Genomic DNA, 25,255 nt, shown 5'->3' with positions numbered 1-25,255 from the left:
GGGGAGGCGTACGGACGACGGTTTCCCATGCGGCGAGCGCCAGGCTGCCGGAACATCCTTTTCCCATCCGACATGCCCGGGCCCCGGGAAGCCGCTAAGCTAGAGACCTTGCGCTTCGGCAGGAGTGTGGATGGGACAGGTCTTGTCCCACGTTCTGCCGGTCTCTACAACCGCCATGCCTGTACCCGGTGTGGCGTGGCCCGCCTGTCCCTCCGCGATCTTCTTCATTCCATGCCGGAACCTATCTCCGAATCCGCTGCCAAGCCCCCCGAACGCGACGGAACTGCTTCTCCGTCCGCTTCTCCGTTGGTCGAACAGCCCCGTGAGCCTGCCGCTGATCCCGGTACGGAACCTGTGACCGATGATGCCCTTCCGCCATCGCCCGTGCTGCGCGCCACGGTGCGGCGGCCGCGTTTTTCTCTCATCTGGCTGCTGCCCATGGTGGCTGTACTCATCGCACTGTCCTTTGCCGTGCACAACTGGCTGCAGACAGGGCCCCGGCTGCAACTGCATTTCAAGACCGCCGAAGGTCTCGTGGCCGGCAAGAGCCAGGTGCGCTACAAGGAAGTGGTGATTGGCACCGTGCAGCGCATCGAGCTGGAGGACAACGGCGAGGGCGTGGTCGTCTCGGTTCAACTCGAACGCTCTGCGGCCCGCATCGCCAACCGTGATTCCAAGTTCTGGATCGTGCGGCCGCAGCTGGGGCTGGGAGGGGTGTCGGGGCTCAATACCCTGCTCTCGGGGGCCTATGTGGGTGTGGATGCCGGGTCCTATGACAGTCCGAGCCAGCTCGAATTCGTCGGCCTGGAGCAGCCCCCTACCGTCATGCGCGACAGCAAGGGGCGACGCTTCCGACTGCTGGCACCGGCCATGGGATCGCTGGGCATCGGGTCTCCCGTGTATTACCGCCGCATGCAGGTAGGGCGCATGACATCGTTCACGCTCGATCCTTCCGGCAAGCAGGTCGCCATCGAGATCTTCGTCGATCATCCCTATGACGGCTTCGTCAATGGCCGAACCCGCTTCTGGAACGCATCGGGAGTGGATGTCTCCGTGAGTTCGGATGGATTCAAGGTCAACACCGAATCCCTGGCCTCCATCGTGGCAGGGGGCATCGCCTTCGGAGATCGTCCCCGCTCCGTGTCCTATGCGGCCGCCGCCGCCTCGGCACCTGCGCCGCAGGCAGCGCCCGAGAATGCGGTGTTCACCCTCTACGACAACCAGAAGCAGGCCTTCGCCACCCGCGAGGAGCCGCCTGTCATGATCCGCATGCGCTATGACCAGTCGATCCGTGGACTGGCGATCAATGCCCCCGTGGAGCTGCAGGGCAAGGCCATCGGCGAAGTGCTCGATACCTCCGTCGATTACGACGAGGCCCGCAAGAGCTTCTTCGTATGGGTCGATGCAGCGCTCTATCCGCGTCAGCTCGGAGCGGCATACTGGCACTTCCAGCAGCAGGAAGGCGGCCGCCTGCGGACCGAGGCTGCCCGGCGCCAGCAGGACCTCGCCTTCGTCCGCTATCTGATCACCCATGGCTATCGCGCCCAACTCAAGAATGGCAACCTTCTGACCGGTCAGCTCTACGTGAGTCTGGAACATGGGGTCCGCACGGCGGCCTCTGCGGCGACCGTGGCCACCGCTGGCGGCGACACCCTGATCTTTCCCTCTCTTCCGGGCGGCATCGACCAGCTGCAGAACCAGCTGGCCAGCATTGCCAGTCGACTCGAAAAGGTGCGCTTCGACCAGATCGGCAGCGACCTGCAGCGCACCCTGCATTCGGCTACCGCCGCTCTGGATACGGCCAACCGCAGCCTGCAGACCCTGACGCCCGAAGCGCGCAAGGCCCTGGTCGACGCCCAGCATGCCCTGCAGTCAGCCGACGCCACCCTTCAGAAGACCCAGGGCACCCTGGCACCCGGCGGACTGACCGATCAGGCCAGCGATGCCCTGCAGGAGGTACGCAAGGCTGCCCGTTCGGTGCGCATGCTCAGCGACTCTCTGCAGGCCCAGCCCGATGCCCTGCTGCGCGGAAGAAGCGAGCAGATGCCTCCCATTCGCCCCGTGCCATCACCGTCCTCCCGTTCCCTCGGAGAATGAAGCCGTGTTCCAGTCGCATCTGCATCTGCCTTTTCCTTCGCGCTCCGCAATCCACCGCTGGACAGGTTTTTTCTGTGTCTGCCTTGCCAGCGGGCTGCTGACGGCCTGCGGCTCCGGTCGACTCCCGATGCTGCACACTCTGTCCATGCCCTCGCAGGCAGCGGGGAGGAGCAGCGATACCCACCGCGCCCAGGTTCTGATCACCACCGGAGAAGTCCATCTCCCGGATGGGCTGGACCGTCCCGAACTGCAGGTGCTCAGTGGCGGCGACGAGGTCGTGCCCCTGCCGCAGGACCAGTGGCGGGGCGGTCTGCCCGACGAAATCCGCAGTGCCGTCCTTGCCGGGGTGCTCGAACGACCCGAGTACGCGCAGATTCCTGCACCCGGAGCCGTGCGCTATGGGCTGCCTGTGTATGCGCTGCAACTGTCCGTGCAGCGCATGGACATGGCCCTGGGGCAATACGTGGACCTCGATGCTACCTGGTCCCTGCAGGCCCTTGCCCCCGTCTCTGCATCGGGAGAAGCGTCCAGGGCGCTCGTATGCCGGAGCAGCTGGCGCAGAGTGCCTGCCGGTCCTGCGGTGTCCGATGCCGTACAGGCCCAGCAGACCCTCATGCGGCAGTGGGGGGAACAGATCGGTCGCACGCTTGCCCGTCTGCGCAGCGGTTCTGCAGCCACGGCTGGCCGAAGCGCCACAGACGTGCTGTGTGTTCCCTGATCGCACGGGGCTCTTTGCGCTTCAGGTCATGCCATCTCGGCGATCTCTCGCCCACCCAGAGGACGCAGGTCTCGGGCATGACTGGCCCATTCACCCCTTGGTAAGCATCAGGCCCAGCCATTCACGCAGGATCTGCCAGGAGGCCATCATGCCGTGTCCGCTGGGCAGCGCATCGAGCCATCCTCTTTCATATGGGCCCGTGAAGCCCATCGGGGCCGGCACCACATCGAGTCCTGTGCGGGCAAATTCACGCTGCGCGCGCGGAAGATGCCATGCGCTGGTGACCAGGGCAATGCGGTGCAGGTTCTTCGCCTTCAGCAGCCGGGCCGTCTGCACCGCGTTCTCATGCGTGTCGCGCGATGTGGCATCGGCCAGACTCAGCGGTACGCCAAAGGTACGGGGCGCGACTGAAGCTGCCAGGGTAGCCTCGGCAGGTACTCCCGAAGTTGCCGTGCCCGTGGCACCCGCATTGCCCCAACCCACCCCTCCGGCAAATCCCAGTGGCAGCCCCGTTTCCCGGGCGAGCCACGCGCCATAGCGCAGCCGTTCCATGCTGACAGGGCTGAGCTGGGGCGTGCCATATTCGGGAGCCAGCAGATCAATGCCACCCCCGAGCACCACGATCATGTCCACCTGCTTCTGCCGGAGCTCTGCAGGGGTCACTGGGTCAAAGACCGGCAGGGCATGCCGGGCCAGCCAGACAGCAGTCGATTGGCACGAAAAAATCCACAGCGCCGCAACCGAGAGGCCCACCCACATCCGCCCCGGCCCACTTGCATGGGGGCGGGCACGCCACAACATCCCCAGACCGAGCAGCAGTCCCATCAGGGGGCCGAGTGGAGGCAGAACCAGGGCCGTGAGCACGGGCTTGGCCATGCCCAGCCCCATGAGCCAGCCTGACAGCGTCTCCATCATGTGCATGGTCTTCCTGTGCGCAGGGCGCCGGACCTACTGGGGAGCACCCATCGCACGCGCCCGCGCCGTGCTCTCGGCACGGACCTGCTCTGCAAGCTGGGCCTCCTGGGGAGATGGCAGAGCGGTGGGCCATCCCTGCAGATGCTGCAGACCGATCTGACCCAGTGCCTCGATCCAGTGCGGAGCGTCGTTCAGGCAGGGAATATAGGCGTAGCGCTGCCCCCCCGCCTGCAGGAATGCCTGCCGCACTTCCATGTCGATTTCTTCGAGCGTTTCCAGACAGTCTGCCGTGAATCCGGGGCACATCACATCGATGGATTTCACGCCCTTTGCCGGCAGTCCTTCCACCGTGGCCTGCGTATAGGGTTCCAGCCAGCGGGCCCGCCCGAACCGGGACTGGAAGCTCACGATCACCCTTTCTGCAGGCAGCCCCAGCGCTTCGCGCAGCAGCCGTGCCGTCACCTGACACTGGCAGTGGTAGGGATCGCCCAGGGCCAGCGAACGAGCCGGCACCCCGTGAAAGCTCAGCAGCAGCAGCTCGCCCTGTCCCTCGCGTTCCCAGTGCGCCTGCACCTGTCGGGCCAGCGCCGCAATGTAGGCAGGGTGGCTGTGGTAGGCCGTCACCGTGCGCAGCTCGGGCACCCAGCGGGTCTGCTGCACCCAGCTTCCCAGTGCATCGAGCAGACTGGCCGTGGTCGATGCCGCATACTGGGGATAGGCGGGCAGAATCAGCACCCGCTCCACGCCTTCGGTCTTGAGGTGGTCCAGCACACCGTCGAGGGCAGGCTGTCCGTAGCGCATGGCATGGGTCACGATCACGTCGTGTCCCTGATGCCCCATCCACCCCTGCAGCAGCTGGGCCTGTCTGCGCGTCCAGGTCAGCAGCGGCGAGCCTTCCTTCTGCCAGATAGAGGCGTATTTGGCGGCCGAACGTGCAGGCCGCGTGCGCAGGATCACTCCATGCAGCAGCGTGAGCCACAGCGCCCGGGGGAGTTCCACCACGCGGGGATCGCTCAGGAACTGGGCCAGATAGCGCCGCACCTCGGCAGGGCGGGGGGCCTCGGGCGTACCCAGGTTGCACAGCACCACGGCAACGCGGCTGCGCCGGCCATGCACATGGGCGGGTTCGGGGCGATAGACCATCTTTTTTCCTCGACGATTCGGACCGGTCATTCGGCCCGGATCGGAATTCTCGCACAGCGCTCCGACAGGCGATCGTGCCGAGACGTTTGCCGTTCCCGTGCCTTTGGACACAAAAAAACAGGGCTTTGCCTCTTGCAGCGGGCAGAACCTTCTCCAGCTATGTTATGGTCTGAGTTCACTCGATAATCACAAACAAACACGGAGAATATCGTGAGTAATAAAGGTCAATTGCTGCAAGATCCCTTTTTGAATACCTTGCGTCGCGAGCATGTGCCGGTGTCCATCTATCTGGTCAACGGCATCAAGCTCCAGGGACAGATCGAATCCTTCGATCAATACGTGGTCCTCCTGCGCAATACGGTGACCCAGATGGTCTACAAGCATGCCATCTCCACCATCGTTCCCGGGCGCGCCGTCAACTTCTCGCTGACGGCCGAAGCGGCACAGGCAAGCCCTGACGCCGCAGCCTGATTTCACTCCCTTTCGCCCGGTCTTCCGGGGTTCCGTCGGCGCATGACAGCCTTCTCCTGGAAGGATGCATGCGCCGCATGATTTTTCACCTTCTGCCTTGAGTTCTTCCTATTCTCCCGACAAGTCCCGCCCGCGTGTGCTGCTCGTGGGGGTCGACTTCGGTCTCCCGCACTTCGATGCCGAGCTCGAAGAGCTGGGATTGCTGGCCCAGACGGCCGGACTGGATCCGGTCGCACACCTGACCTGCAAGCGCCGCGCGCCCGATCCAGCCCTGTTCGTCGGCAGCGGCAAGGCAGAAGAGATCGGTGCCCTGGCTGCCGAGCATGGTGCCACCGAGGTGCTCTTCGATCAGGCACTGAGCCCAGCCCAGCAGCGCAATCTGGAGCGCTCTCTCGACATGCCGGTCAACGACCGCACCATGCTCATCCTCGAAATCTTCGCCCAGCGGGCCCGCAGCCACGAGGGCAAGCTGCAGGTCGAATTGGCGCGTCTTCAGTACCTGAGCACGCGGCTCGTGCGGCGGTGGAGCCACCTCGAACGTCAGGCCGGCGGCATCGGCATGCGCGGAGGCCCCGGTGAAACGCAGATCGAGCTCGACCGCCGCATGATCGGTGAAGCCATCAAGCGCACCAAGGAGCGTCTCGAAAAGGTCAAGCGCCAGCGTACCACCCAGCGGCGGCAGCGGCGGCGCAACGACGCGTTTGCCGTTTCTCTCGTGGGCTATACCAATGCCGGCAAGTCCACCCTGTTCAATGCCCTCGTCAAGGCAAGGGCCTATGCGGCCGACCAGCTCTTTGCCACGCTCGACACCACCACGCGCCAGCTCTATCTGCCGCAGGTGGAATGCAGCGTCTCGCTGTCGGACACGGTCGGTTTCATCCGTGAGCTGCCCCATGGTCTGGTCGAAGCCTTCGAGGCCACACTCCAGGAGGCTGTCGATGCCGATCTGCTGCTGCATGTGGTCGATGGCTCCAGTCCCGCATGGGTGGAGCAGATTGCAGAGGTGCAGCAGGTGCTGGCCGAGATCGGCGCCGATCACATCCTCCAGCTGCTGGTATTCAACAAGCTCGATGCCATTCCCCCTGAACGTCGCCCCCGGACGCTGGTGGACACCTATGAAGTGGACCATCGGCAGATTCCCCGCGTCCACGTGAGTGCGCGCGAGGGGCTGGGGCTCGATGCCGTGCGCGAGGCCATGGCCGATGCGGTGCGAACCCGTCGCGAGGCTGCGTCCCGCACGCTGGCCGACGATGCGCACGCGGATCCCCTGCTGCCGCTCGACTGAGCCGGGCCGGTCGCGCCCGCTGCGCTGGTATAGTCTCTTTAACTTCGGCATTCCGGCAGCATCTGGCTTGGGTGCGTCCTGTTTCAGGATGGGCTTGATCCTTCCTGCACCTCCCTTCTGATCCGAACCTGCTGCCCCATTTCCATGCATTCCAACGATCCGTCCGTCCGTTTGCCCCTTGCTTCCCGAACCTCCGGTTTCATGAGGCGGTTGCCCCGTTCTCTGCGAGCAGGGGCCACCCATGTATTCAACCTCAATGATCCCCGCTGGGGGCGGCAGGACGACGAGACGCCGCCGGCCCAGCCCGACAGGGATGTGCCTCCTCCTGCACAGGAGCCCCGTCCATCGGCCCCACGGCCAGGCTCCCAGCCCGGCGGCCGCCAGGATGCTGGTGCAGCGCCGGATCTCGACGAACTCTGGCGGGACTTCAACCGCAAGATCGGGCGTCTGCTGGGCAACAGGCAAGGCGGTGGTGAAGGGCAGCCCCCAGGAGCAGGGCAGGGCGGTGGACGCATTCCGGATGGCAAGGGAGCCGGGCTGGGCATCGGTGCCATCGCCACCGGTGCACTGGTGCTGTGGCTGCTCAGTGGCTTCTTCATCGTGCAGGAAGGGCAGCAGGCCGTCGTGACCCGCTTCGGGCAGTATCGCACCACGGTGGGAGCAGGCATCAACTGGACACTCCCCTATCCCATCGAGCGCCATGAGACGGTCAATGTCACTCAGATCCGGTCGGTGGACATAGGCTCCGACGGCATCGTCAAGAGCACAGGGTTGCGCGATTCCGCCATGCTGACTGCCGACGAGAACATCGTCGAAATCAAGTTCGCCGTCCAGTACCGACTCAGCAATGCACGCGACTATCTCTTTGCCAGCCGTGATCCGCAGCAGGCCGTCGTGCAGGCTGCCGAGACCGCCATCCGCGAAGTGATCGGCGGCATGCGCATGGATGCGGCCCTGGCAGAGGAGCGTGATCAGATCGGCCCGCGTGTGCGCAAGCTCATGCAGGCCATTCTCGACCGCTACCAGATCGGCATCGACGTCGTGGGCGTCAACCTGCAGCAGGGCGGTGTGCGTCCCCCAGAGCAGGTGCAGGCCGCCTTCGACGATGTGCTCAAGGCCGGTCAGGAACGCGAGCGCGCCAAGAACGAAGCGCAAGCCTACGCCATGCGCGTGGTGCCCATGGCCACCGGTACGGCCGCGCGCCTCAAGTCGGAGGCCGACGCCTACAAGGCCAAGGTGGTGGCGCAGGCGCAGGGGGATGCCGAGCGCTTCAATGCCATCCTGCCCGAATACCGGCGTGCTCCCCAGGCCACCCGTGACCGCATGTACATCGACACCATGAAGCAGGTGTACTCCAGCGTCACCAAGATCCTGGTGGAAACCCGTCAGGGCAGCATGCTCTATCTCCCGCTCGACAAAATCCTGCAGAACACCTCTGCTGCAGCTGGCGCAGCCAAGCCGGCAGCCTCCTCCGACACCGGAGCGACGTCGACTGGTGCCGCGTCTTCTGCCGGAGCGGGGACCCAGTCTCCTGGCTCTGCAGCCCAGGCTGCCACCGGAGGGTCCAACGATCCCGTGGCAGATGCACGCAGCCGCGATCCGGACGTCGCGCGCAGCCGCAACCAATGACCTGTTTCCCTTGCAGCCTTTTTGTCCGCTTCCTGCACGCATACGAAAGAATTTCCGCTCATGAATAAAGTGATCGCCTTCGTCATAGGCCTGGTGGTGGCCCTGATGGCCTTGGCCTCGGTGCTCTTCGTCGTCGACCAGCGCCAGTTCGGCGTGGTCTACACCATGGGGCAGATCAACCGGGTCGTGACCCAGCCCGGCCTGTATGCCAAGTTTCCACCCCCCTTCCAGAACGTGCGCTTCCTCGACAAGCGTCTGCTCGTGCTTGACAGCCAGGACAACGAATCCATGCTCACGGCCGAAAAGCAGCGCGTGGTCGTCGACTGGTATGTGCGCTGGCGCATTGCCGATCCCCAGGCCTACATCCGCAACGTGGGCCTGGACGAGGCTGCCGGCAGTCTGCAGCTGGCCCGCGTGGTGCGCAATGCCTTCCAGCAGGAAATCAACAAGTACACCGTCACTGAAGTGCTGTCCACCAAGCGGGAGGCCCTCATGCAGAACGTGAAGGCCCAGGTGCTCGCGACCGTTCGCGGCAGCAAGCCCTGGGGGATTGACGTGGTCGACGTGCGCATCACCCGCGTGGATTACGCAGAGGCGATCACCGAATCCGTCTATCGGCGCATGCAGGCCGAACGTGAACGCGTAGCCAACGAGCTGCGTTCCACCGGCAGCGCCGAAGGAGAGAAGATTCGGGCCGATGCAGACCGGCAGCGCGACGTGGCGGTGGCCGAAGCCTACCGCGATGCCCAGCGCGTGAAGGGGGAGGGGGATGCTCAGGCCACCCGTCTCTATGCCGATTCGTTCGGCAAGGACCCCCGGTTCGCGCGTTTCTATCGCAATCTCGATGCCTATCGCAGCGTGATGGAGAAGAAGGGCGATGTGGTCGTGGTGGATCCTTCTTCCAATGACTTCTTCAAGCTCATGCATCAGGGCGGAGCCATGGCTGGTGGCAAGTGAGGTCAGCCATGCAGCAGGATGTTTTCTGGCTTGCGCTGGCTTTCATGTTCATGTTTGAAGGGCTCATGCCGATGCTCCTGCCGGCGCGCTGGCGCGAGACCTTCCTGCGGCTCACCCGCATGACGGATCAGCAGATCAGACTGTTCGGATTCATGAGTGTCGTTGCCGGGCTCCTGCTGTACTGGTGGGTGTCCTGAAGGGCTCTCGGGTGCGTATGTCCAGGATGCGGCATGGTGTGCGGAGGCCATGTTTTCCTGCCGTGCCATGTGAAACCTTGTAGAATCCTTTTTTTAACAGCACTGCATCAGCCATGTCTGCCTGGGTACTCCCCGACCATATCGCCGACGTGCTTCCTTCCGAAGCGCGCTCCATTGAAGATACCCGGCGCAAGTTGCTGGACACGGCAGGCAGCTACGGTTACGAGCTCGTGATTCCCCCGCTGGTCGAGCATATCGAATCGCTCCTGACCGGCTCCGGCAAGACGCTCGCCCTCCAGACCTTCAAGCTTGTGGATTTGCTTTCTGGGCGCACTCTGGGCGTGCGGGCCGACATGACGCAGCAGGTTGCGCGCATCGATGCCCACATGCTGAACCGCCCTGGCGTCACTCGTCTGTGCTACTGCGGGCCGGTGCTGCATACCTTCCCCGATCAGCCCCATGCCACGCGCGAACCGCTTCAGTTCGGTGCCGAACTCTATGGATGCAGCGGCGTGCAGGCAGACTTCGAGGTGCTTTCGCTGGCCATTGACGCCTTGCGGGCCCTGGATGCGCAGCAGCCTGCAGCTGCGCTGCTGGTCGATCTCTCCGATGCGCGCATCGTTCCGGCACTGCTGGCACAGGCCCAGGGCATTGCCCATGATGTAGGGGCCATCCAGAGCGCACTCATCACCAAGAATGCCAATGCCCTGTCCGAGGCTGCGGCTGCACTGCCCGATTCCGTGCGAGAAGCCCTGCAGGCGTTGCCCGCGCTCTACGGCGACCGCAGCGTGCTGGCTCGTGCCCGCAGCCTGCTGCCAGCGCTGCCGGCTGTGACCGAGGCACTTGACCAGCTCGACTGGATCGCCGACCAGATTGTTCGCACGCATCCTGGCGTCGAAGTGCTGTTCGATCTGGCCGATTCACGTGGCTATTCCTATTACAGCGGCGTGCGCTTTGCACTCTATGGTCGTGGTTCCAACAACGCGCTCGTGCGTGGTGGGCGCTATGACGAAGTGGGTGCCGTCTATGGCCGCAATCGGCCTGCCGTGGGCTTCAGTCTCGATGTCAAGGCGCTCGCTGCCACGCTGCCGCCCCACGAGGCTCCTGCCGCCGTACTGGCCCGCTGGAGCGACGATCCCGCATGGCGCGAGGTGGTCATGGCCTTGCGGCAGGAAGGACAGACCGTCGTGGTGGCCTTGCCTGGCCAGCCCGCTGAGGCTGAAGAGGGCTTTCGATGCGATCGCGAGCTGCTGTGCCAGTCCGGATCCTGGCAGCTCGTGCCTGTCGACCGGGCCTGAGGGGCCTCCAGCGTTTTTACCGATTTCTTGAGGATACATACACTATGAGCAACAATCTCTCGGGCGATGTGGCCAAGGGCCGCAATGTCGTCGTCGTCGGTACCCAGTGGGGAGACGAAGGCAAGGGCAAGCTGGTCGACTGGCTGACAGAGAGCGCGGACGGTGTGGTGCGCTTCCAGGGTGGCCACAATGCAGGTCACACACTGGTTATCAATGGCGTGCGCACGGCCCTGCACCTGATCCCGAGCGGCATCATGCGTGCGGGCGTCAAGTGCTATATCGGCAACGGAGTGGTTGTTTCCATCAGCAAGCTGCTCGAGGAAATCGAGGATCTTGAAAAAGCCGGGGTCGAAGTGCGCAGCCGCCTGCGCATCAGCGAGGCCTGTCCGCTTATCCTTCCCTTCCATGCCGCGCTCGACATCGCACGCGAAGCGGCCAAGACTCGCGCCGGAGCCGAGAAGATCGGCACTACCGGCCGAGGCATCGGCCCGGCCTACGAAGACAAGGTGGCACGCCGCGCGCTGCGCATGCAGGATCTGCGCTTCCCGGAGCGCTTTGCCTCCAAGCTGCAGGAGCTCGTGGCCCTCTACAACCATATTCTGACCACCTGGCTGCATTCCGCCGAAGTCGATTTCGGTGAAGCCCTCAAGCCCTACATGCAGGATGGCAAGGTGTCCTATGACGCCGTCTATGCTGAAGCCATGCGCCATGCCGAGGCCGTCAAGCCCATGATGGCCGATGTGTCCCGCGAACTCAACGAAGTGCACAAGGCCGGTGGCAACCTGCTGTTCGAGGGAGCCCAAGGTACCCTGCTCGACGTCGACCACGGCACCTATCCCTTCGTGACCTCCAGCAACTGCGTGGCTGGCAATGCGGCAGCCGGTTCCGGTGTGGGCCCCGGTCTGCTGCACTACATTCTCGGCATCACCAAGGCCTATTGCACCCGTGTCGGTGGCGGTCCCTTCCCCACCGAGCTGGAATGGGAAAAGGAAGGCACCCCGGGCTATCACATGGCCACCGTGGGAGCAGAGAAGGGCGTGACCACCGGTCGCAGCCGTCGCTGCGGCTGGTTCGATGCAGCCCTGCTCAAGCGCAGTGCCCAGGTGAACGGCCTGACCGGTCTGTGCATCACCAAGCTGGATGTGCTCGACGGCCTGCCGGAACTGAAGCTGTGCGTGGGTTATGAGCTCGATGGCACCACCACCGACATCCTTCCGATGGGCGCCGAGGAAATTGCCCGCTGCAAGCCGATCTACGAGACGCTGCCTGGCTGGTCCCAATCCACGGTGGGCGTGACCGACTACAACCGGCTCCCGGACGCCGCTCGTCACTATCTGCGCCGCATCGAGGAAACCACGGGAGTGCCCGTGCATGTCATCTCGACCAGCCCCGATCGCAACCATACGATCATGATGCAGCATCCCTTTGCGGCTCCCAAGGCCTGAGGCCAATTCCAGCCAGGAGACCCTGCATGTTGACCGAAGATGGCAAACACCTCTATGTCAGCCATGACGAATACCGTCGGCTGATCGAGCGCCTCGCGCTCAGCGTGCATGAATCCGGCTGGAAGTTCGATACCGTGCTGTGCCTGGCGCGCGGGGGCATGCGTCCAGGCGATGTCCTGAGCCGCATCTTCGATGTGCCGCTGGCCATCATGTCCACCAGCTCCTATCGTGAGCAGGCAGGCAAGGTACAGGGGCACCTCGACATCGCGCGCTACATCACCACGCCCAGAGGTGAGATTGCCGGGCGTGTGCTGCTGGTCGACGATCTGGCCGACTCCGGCAAGACACTGGAAGCCGTGATCCGCATGCTGCGCAATGACTATCCTCCCATCACGGAGCTGCGCAGCGCAGTCATCTGGACCAAGGGGGTATCGCAGTTTCAGCCGGACTACTCAGTGGAACATCTCCCCAGCAGTCCCTGGATCCACCAGCCGTTCGAGATCTACGATACCCTGCGCCCCGAAACCCTGGCCGCCCGTCTCCAGGATTCCCTGCTGCCCTGATGACCGAGACATGAGCTGGCAAGAGCGCTGGATTCCCACGCAGGAAAAACTCGAAAAGAGCCGCTGGCTGGGCTGGCTTGCACCCTGGCTGGGGCGTCCTTCCCTGTGGCAGTGGTCCCGGCACGGGGTGGCACTTGGGGTGGCCATCGGCATCTTTTTTGGACTTCTGGTGCCCATCGCCCAGATCCCCGCATCCGCCATTGCAGCGATCGTGCTGCGCGCCAACCTGCCTGCCGCAGCGGCTAGCACCATGGTGAGCAACCCCGTGACCTTTGCGCCTGTGTACTACCTTGCGTATGAGCTGGGCAGTACCGTACTGGGAACGTCCGGTCCAGCTCCAGCTCTTCCCCGTGCGGCCACTGCAACGCCGGCGTCGGGAGGTGCTTCCCAGATGTCCTTGGGGAACTGGGAAAAAATCAAATCCATGGGCAAGCCGCTGATGGTGGGGCTTCTGATTCTGGCCGTCGCCGGAGGGCTGGGAAGCTATCTGATCATCAGCCTGGTGTGGTGGGTGCATCAGTACTGGACGGCAAGAGCAGGGCGGAGAACTGGCCCTCCTGGCAAAAGCTGATATCCGCAACAGGCACTCACTCGGAGCGGGCCAGAGGAGCCAGGGCTCGCGCGCTATCATGCGTGCATGACATTCCAGCCCGATACTGCCCTGATCCATCATTCCTATCAGCCGCCAGCGGATTTCGAAGCGCCGCAGGTACCGGTCTGCAAGGCATCGACCGTATTCTTCCCTTCCGTGGCGGCCATGCGTGAACGGACCTGGCTCGACAAGAGTGCCTATACCTACGGACTGCACGGCACTCCTACCAGCTATGTGCTCGAGGAGCGTCTCTGCGCGCTTGAAGGGGGAAGGTATGCCGTGCTGGTGCCCAGCGGTCTGGCAGCCATCGCCTGTGTGAATCTGGCCTTGCTGCGCATGGGCGACGAGGTGCTCATTCCCGACAATGCCTATGGCCCCAGCAAGACGCTGGCAGAAGGTGAACTGGCTGCGTGGGGCATCACGCACCGGTACTACGATCCCATGGATCTGTCCGATCTCGAATCCAAGCTCAGTCCACGCACACGGCTGGTATGGCTGGAGGCGGCTGGCTCGGTGACGCTGGAATTCCCGGATCTTGCCGCACAGGTGCGGTTGTGCCGATCCAGGGGGGTATTGACGGCACTGGACGATACCTGGGGAGCAGGGCTTGCGCTGCGCCCCTTCGATCTGCTGCGAGAGCATGATCCCTCTGTGGCTCTGGGCGTCGATATTGCCGTGCATGCGCTCACCAAATACCCGAGTGGCGGGGGCGATGTCCTGATGGGCAGCGTCATGACGCGACGGGAGGATGTGCGCCGCCTGATCATGCTGAGCCACATGCGCCTGGGATTCGGGGTTGGCATGAACGACGTGGAGGCCGTGCTGCGCAGTCTGCCCAGTCTGGATCTGCGGTACCGTGCGGCCGATCGTGCCGCACGCGAGGTGGCGCACTGGTGCGAGGCGCAGGCCCCCTTTGTGCAGGTGCTGCATCCGGCATTGCCGGACTCTCCGGGGCATGCGCATTGGCGTGCCCTGTGTTGCACTGCACAGCACCCAGACGGTCTGGCTGCGGGGCTGCTCAGTCTGGTGGTGGATCCCGGCTGCACACAGGCGCAGGTGGATGCCTTCTGCGATCGGCTGAGCCTGTTCCGCATCGGCTACAGCTGGGGAGGCCCCATCAGTCTGGTCATGCCCTATGACCTCATGGACATGCGCAGCACATGGCCATACCATATTGCGCAGGGCACTGTGGTGCGTCTGTGCATCGGTCTGGAGTCTCCTGGCGATCTCATCGCCGACCTGCAACAGGCGCTCGTTGCCTTGCAGCCTGCCTGACAGGGGGCTCTGCTGCGAGTCCAGCCGTGCGCAAGGCCTCCTCGCGCGGTGCTCAGCGTCTGGCCACTCCGCGTGAGGAATGGGGTGCAGCCCGGAGCAAGGGGGCCAGCGAGGGCCATACATTGGCTTCCATGCGGCCCTGTGCCCGTTCGTTTGGATGCAGCCTGTCGGCTTGGAACCACTGCAGTGGCTGCGGAGCATCTGCCACCCCGGCCAGCAGGAAGGGCACGAGTCTCGTCTTCTGTTGCCTGCTGACGGCCTGGAACACCTGTGCGAACTGGTGTGTGTAGGCAGGGCCGTAGTTGGGAGGCACCTGCATGCCCACCAGGAGCACTCGGGCACCGGCAGCCTGTGCCATTCGCACCATGGCAGACAGGTGGGCCTCGGTCTGACCGATCGGCAGTCCGCGCAGGGCATCGTTGGCTCCCAGCTCCAGCACCACCACGGCAGGATGGTGACGCTGCAGCAGCGCCGGAAGCCGGGCCCGTCCACCTGCGGTCGTGTCGCCGCTGATGCTGGCATTCACCACCTGCCAGGGGGCATGCATGCGTGCCAGGCGCTGTGTCAACAAAGCCACCCAGCCGCTTCCGCGCCGCAGGCCATATTCGGCACTCAGAGAATCACCCAGCACCAGAATCGATGCTGAAGGCGGAGGGGTATTCGTCGTGGCAGCAGCCTGGGCAGGGAGCCGTGCGGCGAGACCGCCAAGCACCAGCGCGGAGGCCAGTCGCCTTCTGCGGATGGAAAAACAAAACGTGTGCATATGGAACCTGTTTTTTGACAAGAAACAGCAGAGAAGGCCGGGAGCCGGGAAATGCCCTGCGCCGATCGCCGGGCGGACGAAAGGCAGCGACACCGTGACGCTGGTACAGTCGAGCCTGCTGGCATCGTGTGCCACCGCCTGTCCTGTTGCCTCATTTTCTTTCACATGACACCCGTTCTTCCGGAATCAAGCGTCACCCCTTTCTCCGATCCTGCTTCTGCTGCAGCGGTGGCCGTGCAACATGTGAGCAAAACCGTGCGGGATCCAGGCGGAGATCTGGAAATTCTCCATGACATCGATTTTTCCGTGGCTGCAGGGAGCATCACGGCCATCGTCGGAGCCTCTGGATCGGGCAAGAGTACGCTGTTGTCCATCATTGCCGGGCTAGATACGCCCACCCGTGGAACGGTCCGGGTGGAGGGAGAGGATCTGTTCGATCGCGACGAGGATGCCCGTGCCCTGCTGCGTGCACGCAAAATGGGATTCGTGTTCCAGAACTTCCAGCTGCTGCCCAACCTGACGGCGCTGGAGAACGTGATGCTTCCTCTGGAGCTGTTGGGCAGTGCATCGGCACATGACGAGGCGGCCCGCATGCTCGAACGGGTGGGACTGGGGCAGCGCATGCGCCATTTCCCGAGGGTCATGTCCGGAGGCGAACAGCAGCGGGTCGCGCTGGCGCGTGCCTTTGTGGTGGGGCCTCGGGTGCTGCTGGCCGATGAGCCCACGGGAAGTCTGGACTTCGCGACCGGCGAGGCCGTGATGAATCTCATGTTCGACATGAACCGAGAGCAGGGCACCACCCTGATGCTCGTCACCCATGACCGCACCCTGGCAGCGCGCTGCCAGCAGCGCATCACCATTGCCCATGGACAGGTCACCGACATCTCCTGAAGCGTTGGTCTGATACCAAATTCCGACACTTTGGCCCAGCCCCGGGCAAAACCCGAACGCCCTCTCGGAAATGCATGCAGACGTGCTAAATTGCCTCACATGACACCACTTTCGCTGCATGGCGCATTGCCGCAATTTTCCCGTAGGCCCCTGACTCTGGCGTGCTGGAGTCTGGCCTGTCTCATGACCCCTCTCGGAGCCTGGGCGGACAGCCTGTGGTTCGATGCGCAGAACGCGCCCCGCCCAGTGGCCCGGCAGGCTGTGCAGCGCCTTTCCGCCGCGCGTGAAGATGGGCTGTTGCCGTCCGACTACGCGGCAGAGACGCTGGCTCAGCTGGTGCGCAACGCTGGAACCCGGCCGTTGCAGGCAGCCGAGGTGCCTGCCGCCGATGGGCAGTTGACCCGCCAGGTCGAGCACTACCTGCATGACCTGCATGCCGGTCGCGTCAATCCCCGCACCCTGGGAGCGCGTTACTCGTCCGCCGATGGAGCCGTGCCTTTCGATGCCTCTGCCGTGCTGCGTGATGCGCTGCAGGCCCAGAACCTGGATCAGGCCTGGCGTGCCGCGACGCCCCGCACGCCCATGTACGATGACCTTCATGCTGCACTCAGGCGTTACCTGCGTCTGGAGCGTGGCAGCCTCTGGAAACGCAGCGCAGGAGCCGATGGGCAGGTGGTCACAGATGCAGAGGGGTCTGCCTCCATGCCAGTCGCTCCCCAGCGCAAGGCGAACAAAAAACACCCGGCTGCACAGACGACGGCGGGGTCTTCTCTGGCCGAGCAGCGCCTGGTCGCTCTGGGCGATCTGTCGGCAGCCGATCTGGAAGGCAGTTCCGCTTCCGGCAAGAAGGCGTTTCAGGCCGGGGTGCGTTCCTTCCAGCAGCGACATGGGCTGGCTGCCACGGGAGTGCTGGATGCAGCCACACGGGCGCAGCTGGAGGTGCCACCTTCCTCTCGGGCAGAGCAGATTGCACTCACCATGGAACGCATGCGCTGGACTCCTGTGCTCAAGGGGCGGCGCAGCATCGTGGTCAACGTTCCCGAGTTCTATCTGAGAGCCTATGACAACGCCAGTGGGCAGGCCGAGGAAAAACTCGGCATGCGGGTGATCGTCGGCAAGTCACTGGACACTCGTACCCCCCTGTTCGACGAGGACATGCGCTACATCGAGTTCAGCCCCTACTGGAACGTGCCGCCCTCGATCGAACGCAAGGAGCTGGTTCCCCATCTGCGGCGCGATCCTGGTTACCTCAAGCGGGGGGGATTCGAGATCGTGACGGCTGGAGGCGGCGTTACCACCAGCGCTTCTGCCGGGGTGCTGAATGCCGTGCTGGCAGGCAAGGCGCGCATCCGCCAGCGTCCTGGGCCCAAGAATGCCCTGGGCGACGTGAAGTTCGTCTTCCCCAACAATTCCAACATCTACCTGCACCACACATCGAGTCCGGGACTGTTCTCGCGCACCCGACGTGATCTGAGTCACGGCTGCATTCGTGTCGAAGAACCCGTGCAGCTTGCCGAGTTCGTGCTCCAGGACGATCCGGCATGGACGGAAGAACGCATCCGCAAGGCCATGGATCGGGGTCAGCCCACCACAGCACGCCTCAAGGAGCCGCTGCCCGTGGTCATCACCTACAACACCGCTGTGGTACGTGATGGAAAGGTCTATTTCTTGGGCGATCTGTACGGCCAAGACCGTGTATTGGCGCAGGCCCTCTCTCACCAGGGAACTGCAGGAAAGGCCCCTAAGTCCGCGAAGGCGTTACAAAAAAATGATAGCCCCAGAAAGGGGCGATGACTACAATGAGCAGGCTGTCTTCAGCAAATCCATTCCTGTAGGGTCCGTTCTCCAGGAATGCGGGGAGAGTTTTCTCCCCGCGCTTCGATGCCGGAAAGCAGAGTGCTCAGGCGGCGTGTCCGCAGGACATCGATATATTTCCCGTGGTCATGCCATGCAGCGGGAGTCATGGGGAACGGGCTGGTTGTTCAGGCATTGAACGTATGACATCTCAGCACAATTCCCATCGACGTCGTTTTCTCGGGGGGGCCATGCGGGCCGCCCAGGTATCTGCCGCAGCAGGTCTGCTCATGAACGGAGGGCGGGCCCTGGCGTTCAGCTCGCCGGTGCTGGCCCCGCTGTCCGGCTCCCGCAGTCTTTCATTTGACAATCTGCACACGCAGGAAAGTCTGCGGCTGGTGTATGCCGTGGGGAGCGATTTCGTGCCCCAGTCCCTCAATCGGCTCAACGTGTTCCTGCGAGACCATTACAGCGGCACGGTGGGCCACATGGATCCCCAGTTGTTCGACGTGCTGTTCCGGCTGCGGCAGGTCATCGGGTCTCGAGAGTCCTTTCAGGTCATTTCGGGCTATCGCAGTCCAGCCACCAATGAAAATCTGCGAGAAACGCGTGCAGGGGGAGTGGCCAAGCACAGTCTGCACATGGATGGCAAGGCCATCGACATTCGTCTTCCGGGCACTTCGCTGTCAGATCTGCATGGTGCGGCACTGTCCCTGCAGGCTGGGGGCGTGGGCTTCTATCCCCGCGAGAACTTTGTCCATATCGACACCGGGCGCGTGCGCCGCTGGGGTGGCTGAGAACCTCTCCATTCCGCATCGTTCGGCTCCTTGTCCGGATGGCAGACGCAGCCCACGGGCTTGGCTCAGGAGCTGACGACGCTCAGTTTTCCACCTTGGCAGGTGCCGTCCAGGTGCCGCTCTTGCCGCCGCTCTTGGCCAGCAGGCGGATGCCGTCGATGTGCATGCCGCGGTCCACAGCCTTGAGCATGTCATAGACGGTCAGCAGGCCAGCCATGACTCCGGACAGGGCTTCCATTTCCACCCCTGTGCGTCCCACAGTCTCGGTGGTGACTTGGATGTGTACCTGGTGGTGCGCGTCGCTCTGCGTGAATTCCACGTGCACATGGGTCAGTGCCAGAGGGTGGCACAGCGGAATCAGGGAAGCCGTCTGCTTGGTTCCCTGAATGGCCGCCAGGCGTGCCACGCCAATCACATCCCCTTTCTTGGCGCTGCCTTCCTGCAGCAGGGCAAAGGTGGCCGGCTGCATGGAAATATGCCCGGTGGCGGTGGCCACGCGCCGGGTCATTTCCTTGTGGCCCACATCGACCATGTGGGCCTGTCCGCTGGTGTCAAAATGCGTGAGGGAGGACATGCTGTGCAATCCGAAACAAGAGGTGTGCGATGGGCGATAGTGTAGTGGCTGAGGAGGGGAGGGCCGCTGCAGCGTCCTGCAAGCCCGCACAGCAACAGGCGGTGCTGGGGATTGTGGGGTGGTCCGGCAGCGGCAAGACCACGCTGATCGAGCGGCTGCTGCCTGCCTTGTGCCTGAGCGGAATGCGGGTGTCCACCATCAAGCACAGCCATCATGACATCGTGCTTGATGCGGAAGGCAAGGACAGTGACCGGCACCGATTGGCTGGAGCTGCCGAGGTGATGGTGGTGAGTCCGCATCGGTGGGGCCTGTTTGTCGAGACCGCACAATCTCCCGACCTGGCCGCGCAGCTGGCGCGGATGGCACCGGTCGATCTGGTGCTGATCGAAGGGCAGAAGCATCTGCAGATTCCCAAGATCGAGGTATGGCGTCCTGCGCTTGGCCGGACTCCGCGGTACGGGGAAGATCCCTGCGTGATCGCAGTGGCCACCGATGCCATGGAAGACCTTGCCGGTGCATGTTCCTTGCCTGTTCTCAATCTTGATGCCGTCGAGTCTGTGGCAGACTTCGTGCTTGCGCAGTGGAGGCAGGGGTGCCTGTATCCATTGCTTTCATCATCCCAATCAAGTTCACAGAGATGATCAGAATTCTGTATTTCGGTGCCCTCAGGGAGCGCCTGGGCACCGAGGCCGAGGAACTCGCCTGGACGTCTGGCTGCACCAGCGACACGCTGCTCGCCCAGCTGCGCAGCCGAGATGCCCATTGGGCGGAGGTTCTGGCTCCAGGGCAGGTCTTCAGGGTCGCCGTGAACCGGCAGATCGCTCACGGCGATACGCCCGTGCCGGATGGGGCCGAGGTCGGCATTCTGCCTCCGGTCACGGGGGGATGACACCATGTGGCTCAAGGTGGATGTAGGGCCCGAGCCCTTTGAGATGGCAGCCGAGGAGCGGCTGCTGCGCGAGCAGGCGGGAGATGCAGGAGCGCTGGTGGCTTTTCAGGGCATGGTGCGGGCTTGTGACCATGCCCATCCGCTGGCAGCGCTGCATCTGGAGCATTATCCCGGACTCACCGAGTCGGAGATCGCACGCATCGCCCAGGAAGCCGGCCGCCGGTGGCCGATCACTGCGTGCCGTGTGGTCCATCGCGTGGGGCGTCTGGAGCCTGGAGAAGGCATCGTGCTCGTGCTGACGGCTTCGCCCCACCGGCGTGCGTCGTTTGCCGCTGCGGAATATCTGATGGACTACCTCAAGACCGAGGCCCCGTTCTGGAAACGCGAGGAATTTGCCGATGGCAGCCATCAATGGGTCGAGGCACGGCACAGCGACAGCGAGGCACGGCAGCGCTGGGAATCGGCATGACCGACCGCACCAGGATCCTTGGACTCGTGCTGGCAGGCGGAGAGGGACGACGCATGGGGGGGCGCGACAAGGGACTGCTGCCGCTCGGCAATCGACCCATGGTGGCCCATGTGCTGGAACGGCTCATGCCCCAGGTGGCCTGTGCATGCATCAGCGCCAACAGACACCTGACGGCTTATGCCGAGCTGGGTGTTCCTGTCTGGGGCGATGCGCCGGCATGGCAGGGCATGGGGCCGCTCGCCGCACTGGCCAGCCTGCAGGCACGGCATGCCACTGCATCGCCAGGGGCGGCGCTGTGCCGTGGGGCATGGGTTCAGCTCGCACCCTGCGACACGCCTGAATTTCCCTCGACACTGGTGGCCAGGCTGGCGGCCGCCTGGGAGAAAAATCCCGGTCTGGACGTGGCTTATCCCTGCACGGAAGCGGGGCCTCAGCCCGCCATGCTCCTGGCGACCTGGGCAGGCCTTGCCTCTGTGGCGGAATATCTGGAAGAAGGTGGCAGAAGTCTGCGTGGCTGGATTGCCCGCCGCCATTCCATCGCAGTCGACTGCGAGGATCTTGCTGCCGGTTTTGTCAATGCGAATACGCCGGAGGCATTGCTCCGGCTCGAACAGAAATGGAAGGAATCCCATGCTTGATTACCACGAGGCACTGACACAGTTGCTCGATGCCCTGCCGGGGCCTGTCGGGGGGCATGATCTGCCGCTTGCCCAATGCGTAGGGCGGGTGCTGGCGAATTCAGTGGTGGCGTGTCAGGACACGCCCCTGTTCGACAACAGTGCCATGGATGGCTATGCCGTAGCCGACACCTCCGGGCATCTCACAACATTCACGGTGGTCGACCGTATCGCTGCGGGCGATGCAGCCAGCTCCCCGCTGCGCGAAGGGGAGGCCGCGCGCATCTTCACCGGAGCACCAGTTCCGGCCGGGACCACGGCCGTGGTTCCGCAGGAACAAACCCAGCGCGATGGCACCCTGGTCCACATGGAGCAGGCGCCCAGGGCAGGCAGCAACATCCGCAGGCGGGCAGAGGAATACGCAGCCGGCGCCGTGCTGCTGGCACCCGGCACGGTGCTGGACGCAGCGGCCATCGCACTGGCGGCCAGCCAGGGACATGCCTGTCTGTCCGTGACCAGGCCTCTGCGGGTCATGGTGTTTTCGAGCGGCAACGAGCTGCGGCAGCCTGGCGAAGCGCTGGCCTCTGGGCAGATCTGGGACGCCAACCGCTATCAGCTGCTGGCATGGCTGGCCGGGCTGTCTGTCGAAGTCATCGATGGGGGCATCCTGCCTGATGAGGCCAGCGTGACCCGCATGCGCCTGCAGGAGGCGGTGGAACAGGCCGATGTGGTTCTGACCAGCGGAGGCGTCTCTGTCGGAGAGGAAGACCATGTACGGGCTGCGCTGGAGGCGATCGGGCACCTGGAAGTCTGGAAGCTTGCCATCAAGCCCGGCAAGCCCTTTGCCTGGGGAACGGCCGGCAGAGCCCACGTCTTCATGCTCCCGGGCAATCCAGTGGCCACATTCGTCACCTTCCATCAGATGGTGGCTCCCGCACTGCGCCGTTTGCAGGGACAGCCTGCTTTGGCAGTCCGACCTGCTTCCTTCCAGGCAGTGTCTTCCTTTGCACGGAGCAAGCGCGAACCGCGTCGTGAATTCCTGCGCGCCGTGATGACCCCCTGCGAGGATGGCCGCTGGGCAGTGCGTGCCCTGCAGGGACAGGGCTCCGCCATGCTGTCGGCCTGTGTGGAGGCCAATGCCCTTGTGGAAGTCCCGCCGGATACGCCGGTACGAGAAGGCGATCTCCTCACCGTGTATCCCCTGCCCCTCAAATCCTGGAGTGTTTCCCATGTCTGATGCTGATGCTTCTGTTTCCCTGCCTTCCGTGCGGATCGGCCTCGTATCGGTGAGCGATCGTGCCAGCACAGGGGTGTACCGGGATGAGGGATTGCCGGCCCTGCGCACCTGGCTGACCTCGGCGCTCGACAATCCCGTGGAGTGGGTGGAGCGACTCATTCCGGACGAGCAGCCCGTCATCGAGCAAACTCTTCGCGCACTGGTGGATGAGGAGGCGTGCAGCCTGGTGCTGACGACCGGGGGAACAGGGCCTGCGCCGCGCGATGTGACTCCGGATGCCACGCTGGCCGTGGCCGACAGGGTCATGCCCGGCTTTGGCGAGCAGATGCGGCAGATCAGTCTGTACTACGTGCCCACAGCCATTCTGTCGCGGCAGGTGGGTGTCATTCGTGGCCAAAGTCTGATTCTGAATCTGCCTGGCCGTCCCAAGTCGATTCAGGAAACGCTCGGAGGCGTGCGCGATGCGGAGGGCAGGGTGGTGGTCCACGGCATCTTTGCCTCCGTGCCCTATTGCATCGAACTGATGGGGGGACCGTATCTCACCACCCGACCCGAAATCGTCACTGCCTTTCGGCCGAAGAAAAAGTAGCATCGGCGTGCTCCAGAGCTGGAGCCTTCTGACGCTGGAAGGTCAGCCCCCGGTCATGGACATGAAGCGAACCGTCTGCTCGGGCTTTTCGTTGAATTCATGGCGTTCGGGCTTGAGCTCGATGGCCTGCCGGAGCGCCTCTTCCAGCTCGGTTTCGCTGCAACCGCTGCGCAGCCGCTCGCGCAGCGCAAAATCGTCGTTCTGGCCCAGACACATGTACAGAGTGCCATCCACAGCCAGTCGCACGCGGTTGCAGCTGGCGCAGAAGTGCTGCGACATGGGCGTGATCAGGCCCAGGGTGAAGCCAGTGGCAGGACTGCTCCAGTAGCGGGCAGGGCCGCCCCCCAGGGGGGCAGTGTCGGGAACCAGACCGTGTCGTGCCTGCAGGCGCTCCATGACCTGCTCGAAGGGCATGCCCTGGGTTTGTTGCCCGGTATGTCCCATGGGCATGGCCTCGATGAGGCGCAGCACGAAGCCGCGTTCGATGCAGAAGGCCACCATGTCGTCGACATCCGAATCATTCACCCCCACCATGGGCACCATGTTGATCTTGATGCGCCGGAAGCCGGCCTGCTGGGCGGCCTCCAGACCGGCCAGTACCCGGGGCAGACTGTCGCTGCCGGTGATGGCCTGTACGCAATCGCCGCGCAGCGAGTCCAGGCTGACGTTGAGGCGGTGCAGGCCGGCATCGCGCAGCGCCTGTGCATGGCGTGCCAGCTGTGTGCCGTTGGTGGTGAGCGACAGATCCTCCACCTGTGGCAGCTGTGCGAGCCGCGCGATCAGCTCAGGCAGATTGCGCCGGAGCAGAGGCTCGCCCCCTGTCAGCCGGAATCGCCGGGTGCCCAATCGCGCAAAGGCCGCTGCCACTCGCACGATTTCGTCAAAAGTCAGCCAATGGGCTGGTTCCTCGAAGTCGCGGAATCCCTTGGGGATGCAGTAGCTGCAGCGCAGGTCGCAGCGATCCGTCACCGAAATGCGAACGTAGTCGATGCTTCGCCCGAATCGGTCACGCAGACTGTCGGATGCCGGTGGCAAGGCCGCGTCGGTAGGCTGAGAGGAAGGGGAGAACATGTGGCCATTGTCCCGGCAACGGGTGATACGAGCGGATCAAGGGGAAATTTCCCCTTCGGACGGGCATGGATTGCGGGTGGGAACCGCGAAGTTCGTTGGGCAATCCCAGCGCATGTGCGCGCCGGTGCAGGGGTGAACCAGTTCAAGCATGCAGGCATGCAGCAGCAGGCGGGGGGCCATGGCCTGGTTTTCGGGCGAGCCGTACAGGGTGTCTCCGGCAATGGGGTGTCCCAGCGACTGCAGATGCACCCGCAGCTGGTGAGAGCGTCCGGTCACAGGCGCCAGCTCCAGCACCGTGTGGGCGTCGTCGGGGCGATGCCAGTCCGGGGTCAGCATGCCCGGATGTGCCGCAGCATCGGCAGGCAGAACCCTCCAGCGCGTGAGGCTGGGCTTGCCCAGCACTGGATCGATCTTGCTGCGCGGACGATGAGGCCAGTCGACGATCAGCGGGGCATCGATGGTGGACCAGCCTTCCGCATCGAGAGCGGTCTGCGGCAGCATGCCCTCCACCACGGCGACATAGCGCTTGTGCACCTGCCGTGCAGCAAAAGCCATGCTCAGACTCCGGTGCACGGCAGCGCTCCGGGCCATGACCAGCAGGCCGCTGGTGGCCATGTCCAGGCGATGCACGATCAGGGCCTCGGGCCAGATCGTCTGCACGCGGCGGGCCAGACAATCCTGGCGATCTGCGCCGCGTCCCGGAACACTCAGCAGATTGGCCGGCTTGTCCAGCACCAGCAGATGTGCATCTTCGTGGATCACCGAAAAGTGTGCATGGGAAGTCATGAATGGGAATAAAGGGCTGTATATGCACGAAAAATGGTCACGTGCGATGGCCAGAGCAGGCCATGCACGCACGAAATTGGGCACTGCGGTCTGCGGGAGCTGCAGTCCGCTCGGGTAAACTCTAGGGTGTCATGATTTTGTCAAATCGCACGAGAGTTCGCTTCCGTGCGAACAGGAATGGCACTGGCCATTG

The 25,255-nt window shown here is 63.9% G+C and carries 27 protein-coding genes; 21 read left to right on the top strand and 6 right to left on the bottom strand.

What is annotated here, in order from left to right; translation table 11 throughout:
- Positions 1–231 precede the first annotated feature (231 nt).
- Positions 232–2,097, top strand: a complete 1,866-nt coding sequence (locus ACE3P9_RS00595; RefSeq protein ID WP_374490910.1) for an intermembrane transport protein PqiB — start codon at positions 232–234, stop codon at positions 2,095–2,097.
- Between the two features lie 145 nt (positions 2,098–2,242).
- Positions 2,243–2,815 carry a membrane integrity-associated transporter subunit PqiC gene (locus ACE3P9_RS00590; RefSeq protein WP_374490908.1) on the top strand — a complete coding sequence of 191 codons (573 nt, stop codon included), beginning with the start codon at positions 2,243–2,245 and terminating at the stop codon, positions 2,813–2,815.
- Between the two features lie 90 nt (positions 2,816–2,905).
- Here the strand turns inward: ACE3P9_RS00590 and ACE3P9_RS00585 are convergent, their stop codons facing one another.
- Positions 2,906–3,730 (bottom strand): YdcF family protein, encoded by an 825-nt coding sequence (locus ACE3P9_RS00585; RefSeq protein ID WP_374490906.1) that lies wholly within the window; start codon positions 3,728–3,730, stop codon positions 2,906–2,908.
- A gap of 33 nt (positions 3,731–3,763) precedes the next feature.
- Entirely contained in the window at positions 3,764–4,873 is a 1,110-nt protein-coding gene (gene hemH, locus ACE3P9_RS00580) for a ferrochelatase (RefSeq protein ID WP_374490904.1), read from the bottom strand.
- A 210-nt stretch (positions 4,874–5,083) separates the two neighbouring features.
- Here hemH and hfq point away from each other — a divergent pair, with 210 nt between their 5' ends.
- The 10 genes from hfq (at position 5,084) to ACE3P9_RS00530 (ending at position 14,585) form a co-directional block, all read left to right on the top strand.
- The gene (gene hfq / locus ACE3P9_RS00575; protein WP_374490902.1) at positions 5,084–5,344 is read left to right on the top strand and encodes an RNA chaperone Hfq; all 261 of its coding nucleotides are present in this window, start codon (positions 5,084–5,086) and stop codon (positions 5,342–5,344) included.
- Positions 5,345–5,480: 136 nt separating this feature from the next.
- Positions 5,481–6,629, top strand: a complete 1,149-nt coding sequence (gene hflX / locus ACE3P9_RS00570) for a GTPase HflX (RefSeq protein WP_374491632.1) — start codon at positions 5,481–5,483, stop codon at positions 6,627–6,629.
- Between the two features lie 201 nt (positions 6,630–6,830).
- Positions 6,831–8,258, top strand: a complete 1,428-nt coding sequence (hflK, locus tag ACE3P9_RS00565; protein ID WP_374490900.1) for an FtsH protease activity modulator HflK — start codon at positions 6,831–6,833, stop codon at positions 8,256–8,258.
- Between the two features lie 60 nt (positions 8,259–8,318).
- Entirely contained in the window at positions 8,319–9,215 is an 897-nt protein-coding gene (gene hflC / locus ACE3P9_RS00560; protein ID WP_374490898.1) for a protease modulator HflC, read from the top strand.
- 8 nt (positions 9,216–9,223) lie between these two features.
- Complete coding sequence (locus ACE3P9_RS00555; protein ID WP_374490896.1) at positions 9,224–9,412, top strand: DUF2065 domain-containing protein; 189 nt, start codon at positions 9,224–9,226, stop codon at positions 9,410–9,412.
- A gap of 113 nt (positions 9,413–9,525) precedes the next feature.
- The gene (locus ACE3P9_RS00550) at positions 9,526–10,710 is read left to right on the top strand and encodes an ATP phosphoribosyltransferase regulatory subunit (protein WP_374490894.1); all 1,185 of its coding nucleotides are present in this window, start codon (positions 9,526–9,528) and stop codon (positions 10,708–10,710) included.
- A 44-nt stretch (positions 10,711–10,754) separates the two neighbouring features.
- The gene (locus ACE3P9_RS00545; protein ID WP_374490892.1) at positions 10,755–12,155 is read left to right on the top strand and encodes an adenylosuccinate synthase; all 1,401 of its coding nucleotides are present in this window, start codon (positions 10,755–10,757) and stop codon (positions 12,153–12,155) included.
- 26 nt (positions 12,156–12,181) lie between these two features.
- The gene (locus tag ACE3P9_RS00540; protein ID WP_374490890.1) at positions 12,182–12,718 is read left to right on the top strand and encodes a phosphoribosyltransferase; all 537 of its coding nucleotides are present in this window, start codon (positions 12,182–12,184) and stop codon (positions 12,716–12,718) included.
- Between the two features lie 10 nt (positions 12,719–12,728).
- Positions 12,729–13,289: a DUF2062 domain-containing protein gene (locus ACE3P9_RS00535; RefSeq protein ID WP_374490888.1), complete on the top strand. Its 561-nt coding sequence runs from the start codon at positions 12,729–12,731 to the stop codon at positions 13,287–13,289.
- A gap of 66 nt (positions 13,290–13,355) precedes the next feature.
- Positions 13,356–14,585: a PLP-dependent transferase gene (locus tag ACE3P9_RS00530; RefSeq protein ID WP_374490886.1), complete on the top strand. Its 1,230-nt coding sequence runs from the start codon at positions 13,356–13,358 to the stop codon at positions 14,583–14,585.
- Positions 14,586–14,637: 52 nt separating this feature from the next.
- Here the strand turns inward: ACE3P9_RS00530 and ACE3P9_RS00525 are convergent, their stop codons facing one another.
- Complete coding sequence (locus ACE3P9_RS00525) at positions 14,638–15,348, bottom strand: arylesterase (protein ID WP_374490884.1); 711 nt, start codon at positions 15,346–15,348, stop codon at positions 14,638–14,640.
- Positions 15,349–15,513: 165 nt separating this feature from the next.
- Here ACE3P9_RS00525 and ACE3P9_RS00520 point away from each other — a divergent pair, with 165 nt between their 5' ends.
- The 3 genes from ACE3P9_RS00520 to ACE3P9_RS00510 all read left to right on the top strand — a co-directional run bounded on the left by ACE3P9_RS00520 (position 15,514) and on the right by ACE3P9_RS00510 (position 18,830).
- A complete protein-coding gene (locus ACE3P9_RS00520; RefSeq protein WP_374490882.1) occupies positions 15,514–16,239 on the top strand; it encodes an ABC transporter ATP-binding protein in 726 nt (241 codons plus the stop codon).
- Between the two features lie 183 nt (positions 16,240–16,422).
- A complete protein-coding gene (locus ACE3P9_RS00515; RefSeq protein ID WP_374490880.1) occupies positions 16,423–18,033 on the top strand; it encodes a murein L,D-transpeptidase in 1,611 nt (536 codons plus the stop codon).
- Positions 18,034–18,236: 203 nt separating this feature from the next.
- Positions 18,237–18,830: a YcbK family protein gene (locus ACE3P9_RS00510; RefSeq protein ID WP_374490878.1), complete on the top strand. Its 594-nt coding sequence runs from the start codon at positions 18,237–18,239 to the stop codon at positions 18,828–18,830.
- 82 nt (positions 18,831–18,912) lie between these two features.
- Here the strand turns inward: ACE3P9_RS00510 and moaC are convergent, their stop codons facing one another.
- On the bottom strand, positions 18,913–19,404 hold the full coding sequence (moaC, locus tag ACE3P9_RS00505; RefSeq protein ID WP_374490876.1) for a cyclic pyranopterin monophosphate synthase MoaC: 492 nt from the start codon (positions 19,402–19,404) through the stop codon (positions 18,913–18,915).
- A gap of 29 nt (positions 19,405–19,433) precedes the next feature.
- On the opposite strand from moaC, the gene mobB reads away from it, so the two are divergent.
- The 6 genes from mobB to mog are packed head-to-tail and all read left to right on the top strand — an operon-like array spanning position 19,434 to position 23,205.
- Complete coding sequence (gene mobB / locus ACE3P9_RS00500) at positions 19,434–20,045, top strand: molybdopterin-guanine dinucleotide biosynthesis protein B (RefSeq protein WP_374490874.1); 612 nt, start codon at positions 19,434–19,436, stop codon at positions 20,043–20,045.
- The gene (locus tag ACE3P9_RS00495; RefSeq protein WP_374490872.1) at positions 20,042–20,293 is read left to right on the top strand and encodes a MoaD/ThiS family protein; all 252 of its coding nucleotides are present in this window, start codon (positions 20,042–20,044) and stop codon (positions 20,291–20,293) included. Before mobB ends, ACE3P9_RS00495 begins: the two co-directional genes overlap by 4 nt.
- Positions 20,294–20,297: 4 nt before the next feature.
- A complete protein-coding gene (locus ACE3P9_RS00490) occupies positions 20,298–20,762 on the top strand; it encodes a molybdenum cofactor biosynthesis protein MoaE (protein ID WP_374490870.1) in 465 nt (154 codons plus the stop codon).
- A complete protein-coding gene (mobA, locus tag ACE3P9_RS00485) occupies positions 20,759–21,400 on the top strand; it encodes a molybdenum cofactor guanylyltransferase MobA (protein ID WP_374490867.1) in 642 nt (213 codons plus the stop codon). Before ACE3P9_RS00490 ends, mobA begins: the two co-directional genes overlap by 4 nt.
- Positions 21,393–22,616 carry a gephyrin-like molybdotransferase Glp gene (gene glp / locus ACE3P9_RS00480; protein WP_374490865.1) on the top strand — a complete coding sequence of 408 codons (1,224 nt, stop codon included), beginning with the start codon at positions 21,393–21,395 and terminating at the stop codon, positions 22,614–22,616. Before mobA ends, glp begins: the two co-directional genes overlap by 8 nt.
- Positions 22,609–23,205 carry a molybdopterin adenylyltransferase gene (gene mog / locus ACE3P9_RS00475; protein WP_374490863.1) on the top strand — a complete coding sequence of 199 codons (597 nt, stop codon included), beginning with the start codon at positions 22,609–22,611 and terminating at the stop codon, positions 23,203–23,205. The genes glp and mog overlap by 8 nt, the downstream gene beginning before the upstream one ends.
- 42 nt (positions 23,206–23,247) lie before the next feature.
- Here mog and moaA read toward each other — a convergent pair whose 3' ends face one another.
- The gene (moaA, locus tag ACE3P9_RS00470; protein WP_374490861.1) at positions 23,248–24,276 is read right to left on the bottom strand and encodes a GTP 3',8-cyclase MoaA; all 1,029 of its coding nucleotides are present in this window, start codon (positions 24,274–24,276) and stop codon (positions 23,248–23,250) included.
- A 36-nt stretch (positions 24,277–24,312) separates the two neighbouring features.
- Positions 24,313–25,062 (bottom strand): RluA family pseudouridine synthase, encoded by a 750-nt coding sequence (locus ACE3P9_RS00465; RefSeq protein ID WP_374490859.1) that lies wholly within the window; start codon positions 25,060–25,062, stop codon positions 24,313–24,315.
- Between the last annotated feature and the right edge of the window lie 193 nt (positions 25,063–25,255).

The sequence above is a fragment of the Allobrachymonas sp. genome (assembly GCF_041912815.1).
GTDB lineage: Bacteria > Pseudomonadota > Gammaproteobacteria > Burkholderiales > Burkholderiaceae_C > Brachymonas.
This window is presented reverse-complemented; position numbering and strand designations above follow the sequence as displayed.

Excerpts from the sequence above, each read along its gene's own strand:
- ACE3P9_RS00590 (WP_374490908.1), top strand. The coding sequence starts at position 2,243 with ATGCCCTCGCAGGCAGCGGGGAGGAGCAGCGATACCCACCGCGCCCAG.
- moaC (WP_374490876.1), bottom strand. The coding sequence starts at position 19,404 with ATGTCCTCCCTCACGCATTTTGACACCAGCGGACAGGCCCACATGGTC.
- ACE3P9_RS00525 (WP_374490884.1), bottom strand. The coding sequence starts at position 15,348 with ATGCACACGTTTTGTTTTTCCATCCGCAGAAGGCGACTGGCCTCCGCG.
- ACE3P9_RS00490 (WP_374490870.1), top strand. The coding sequence starts at position 20,298 with ATGTGGCTCAAGGTGGATGTAGGGCCCGAGCCCTTTGAGATGGCAGCC.
- ACE3P9_RS00550 (WP_374490894.1), top strand. The coding sequence starts at position 9,526 with ATGTCTGCCTGGGTACTCCCCGACCATATCGCCGACGTGCTTCCTTCC.
- mobA (WP_374490867.1), top strand. The coding sequence starts at position 20,759 with ATGACCGACCGCACCAGGATCCTTGGACTCGTGCTGGCAGGCGGAGAG.
- ACE3P9_RS00515 (WP_374490880.1), top strand. The coding sequence starts at position 16,423 with ATGACCCCTCTCGGAGCCTGGGCGGACAGCCTGTGGTTCGATGCGCAG.
- hemH (WP_374490904.1), bottom strand. The coding sequence starts at position 4,873 with ATGGTCTATCGCCCCGAACCCGCCCATGTGCATGGCCGGCGCAGCCGC.
- ACE3P9_RS00545 (WP_374490892.1), top strand. The coding sequence starts at position 10,755 with ATGAGCAACAATCTCTCGGGCGATGTGGCCAAGGGCCGCAATGTCGTC.
- mog (WP_374490863.1), top strand. The coding sequence starts at position 22,609 with ATGTCTGATGCTGATGCTTCTGTTTCCCTGCCTTCCGTGCGGATCGGC.
- glp (WP_374490865.1), top strand. The coding sequence starts at position 21,393 with ATGCTTGATTACCACGAGGCACTGACACAGTTGCTCGATGCCCTGCCG.
- ACE3P9_RS00555 (WP_374490896.1), top strand. The coding sequence starts at position 9,224 with ATGCAGCAGGATGTTTTCTGGCTTGCGCTGGCTTTCATGTTCATGTTT.
- ACE3P9_RS00520 (WP_374490882.1), top strand. The coding sequence starts at position 15,514 with ATGACACCCGTTCTTCCGGAATCAAGCGTCACCCCTTTCTCCGATCCT.
- hflC (WP_374490898.1), top strand. The coding sequence starts at position 8,319 with ATGAATAAAGTGATCGCCTTCGTCATAGGCCTGGTGGTGGCCCTGATG.
- ACE3P9_RS00535 (WP_374490888.1), top strand. The coding sequence starts at position 12,729 with ATGAGCTGGCAAGAGCGCTGGATTCCCACGCAGGAAAAACTCGAAAAG.
- hflK (WP_374490900.1), top strand. The coding sequence starts at position 6,831 with ATGAGGCGGTTGCCCCGTTCTCTGCGAGCAGGGGCCACCCATGTATTC.
- ACE3P9_RS00595 (WP_374490910.1), top strand. The coding sequence starts at position 232 with ATGCCGGAACCTATCTCCGAATCCGCTGCCAAGCCCCCCGAACGCGAC.
- ACE3P9_RS00465 (WP_374490859.1), bottom strand. The coding sequence starts at position 25,062 with ATGACTTCCCATGCACACTTTTCGGTGATCCACGAAGATGCACATCTG.
- ACE3P9_RS00530 (WP_374490886.1), top strand. The coding sequence starts at position 13,356 with ATGACATTCCAGCCCGATACTGCCCTGATCCATCATTCCTATCAGCCG.
- ACE3P9_RS00540 (WP_374490890.1), top strand. The coding sequence starts at position 12,182 with ATGTTGACCGAAGATGGCAAACACCTCTATGTCAGCCATGACGAATAC.
- moaA (WP_374490861.1), bottom strand. The coding sequence starts at position 24,276 with ATGTTCTCCCCTTCCTCTCAGCCTACCGACGCGGCCTTGCCACCGGCA.
- ACE3P9_RS00510 (WP_374490878.1), top strand. The coding sequence starts at position 18,237 with ATGACATCTCAGCACAATTCCCATCGACGTCGTTTTCTCGGGGGGGCC.
- mobB (WP_374490874.1), top strand. The coding sequence starts at position 19,434 with ATGGGCGATAGTGTAGTGGCTGAGGAGGGGAGGGCCGCTGCAGCGTCC.
- ACE3P9_RS00585 (WP_374490906.1), bottom strand. The coding sequence starts at position 3,730 with ATGATGGAGACGCTGTCAGGCTGGCTCATGGGGCTGGGCATGGCCAAG.
- ACE3P9_RS00495 (WP_374490872.1), top strand. The coding sequence starts at position 20,042 with ATGATCAGAATTCTGTATTTCGGTGCCCTCAGGGAGCGCCTGGGCACC.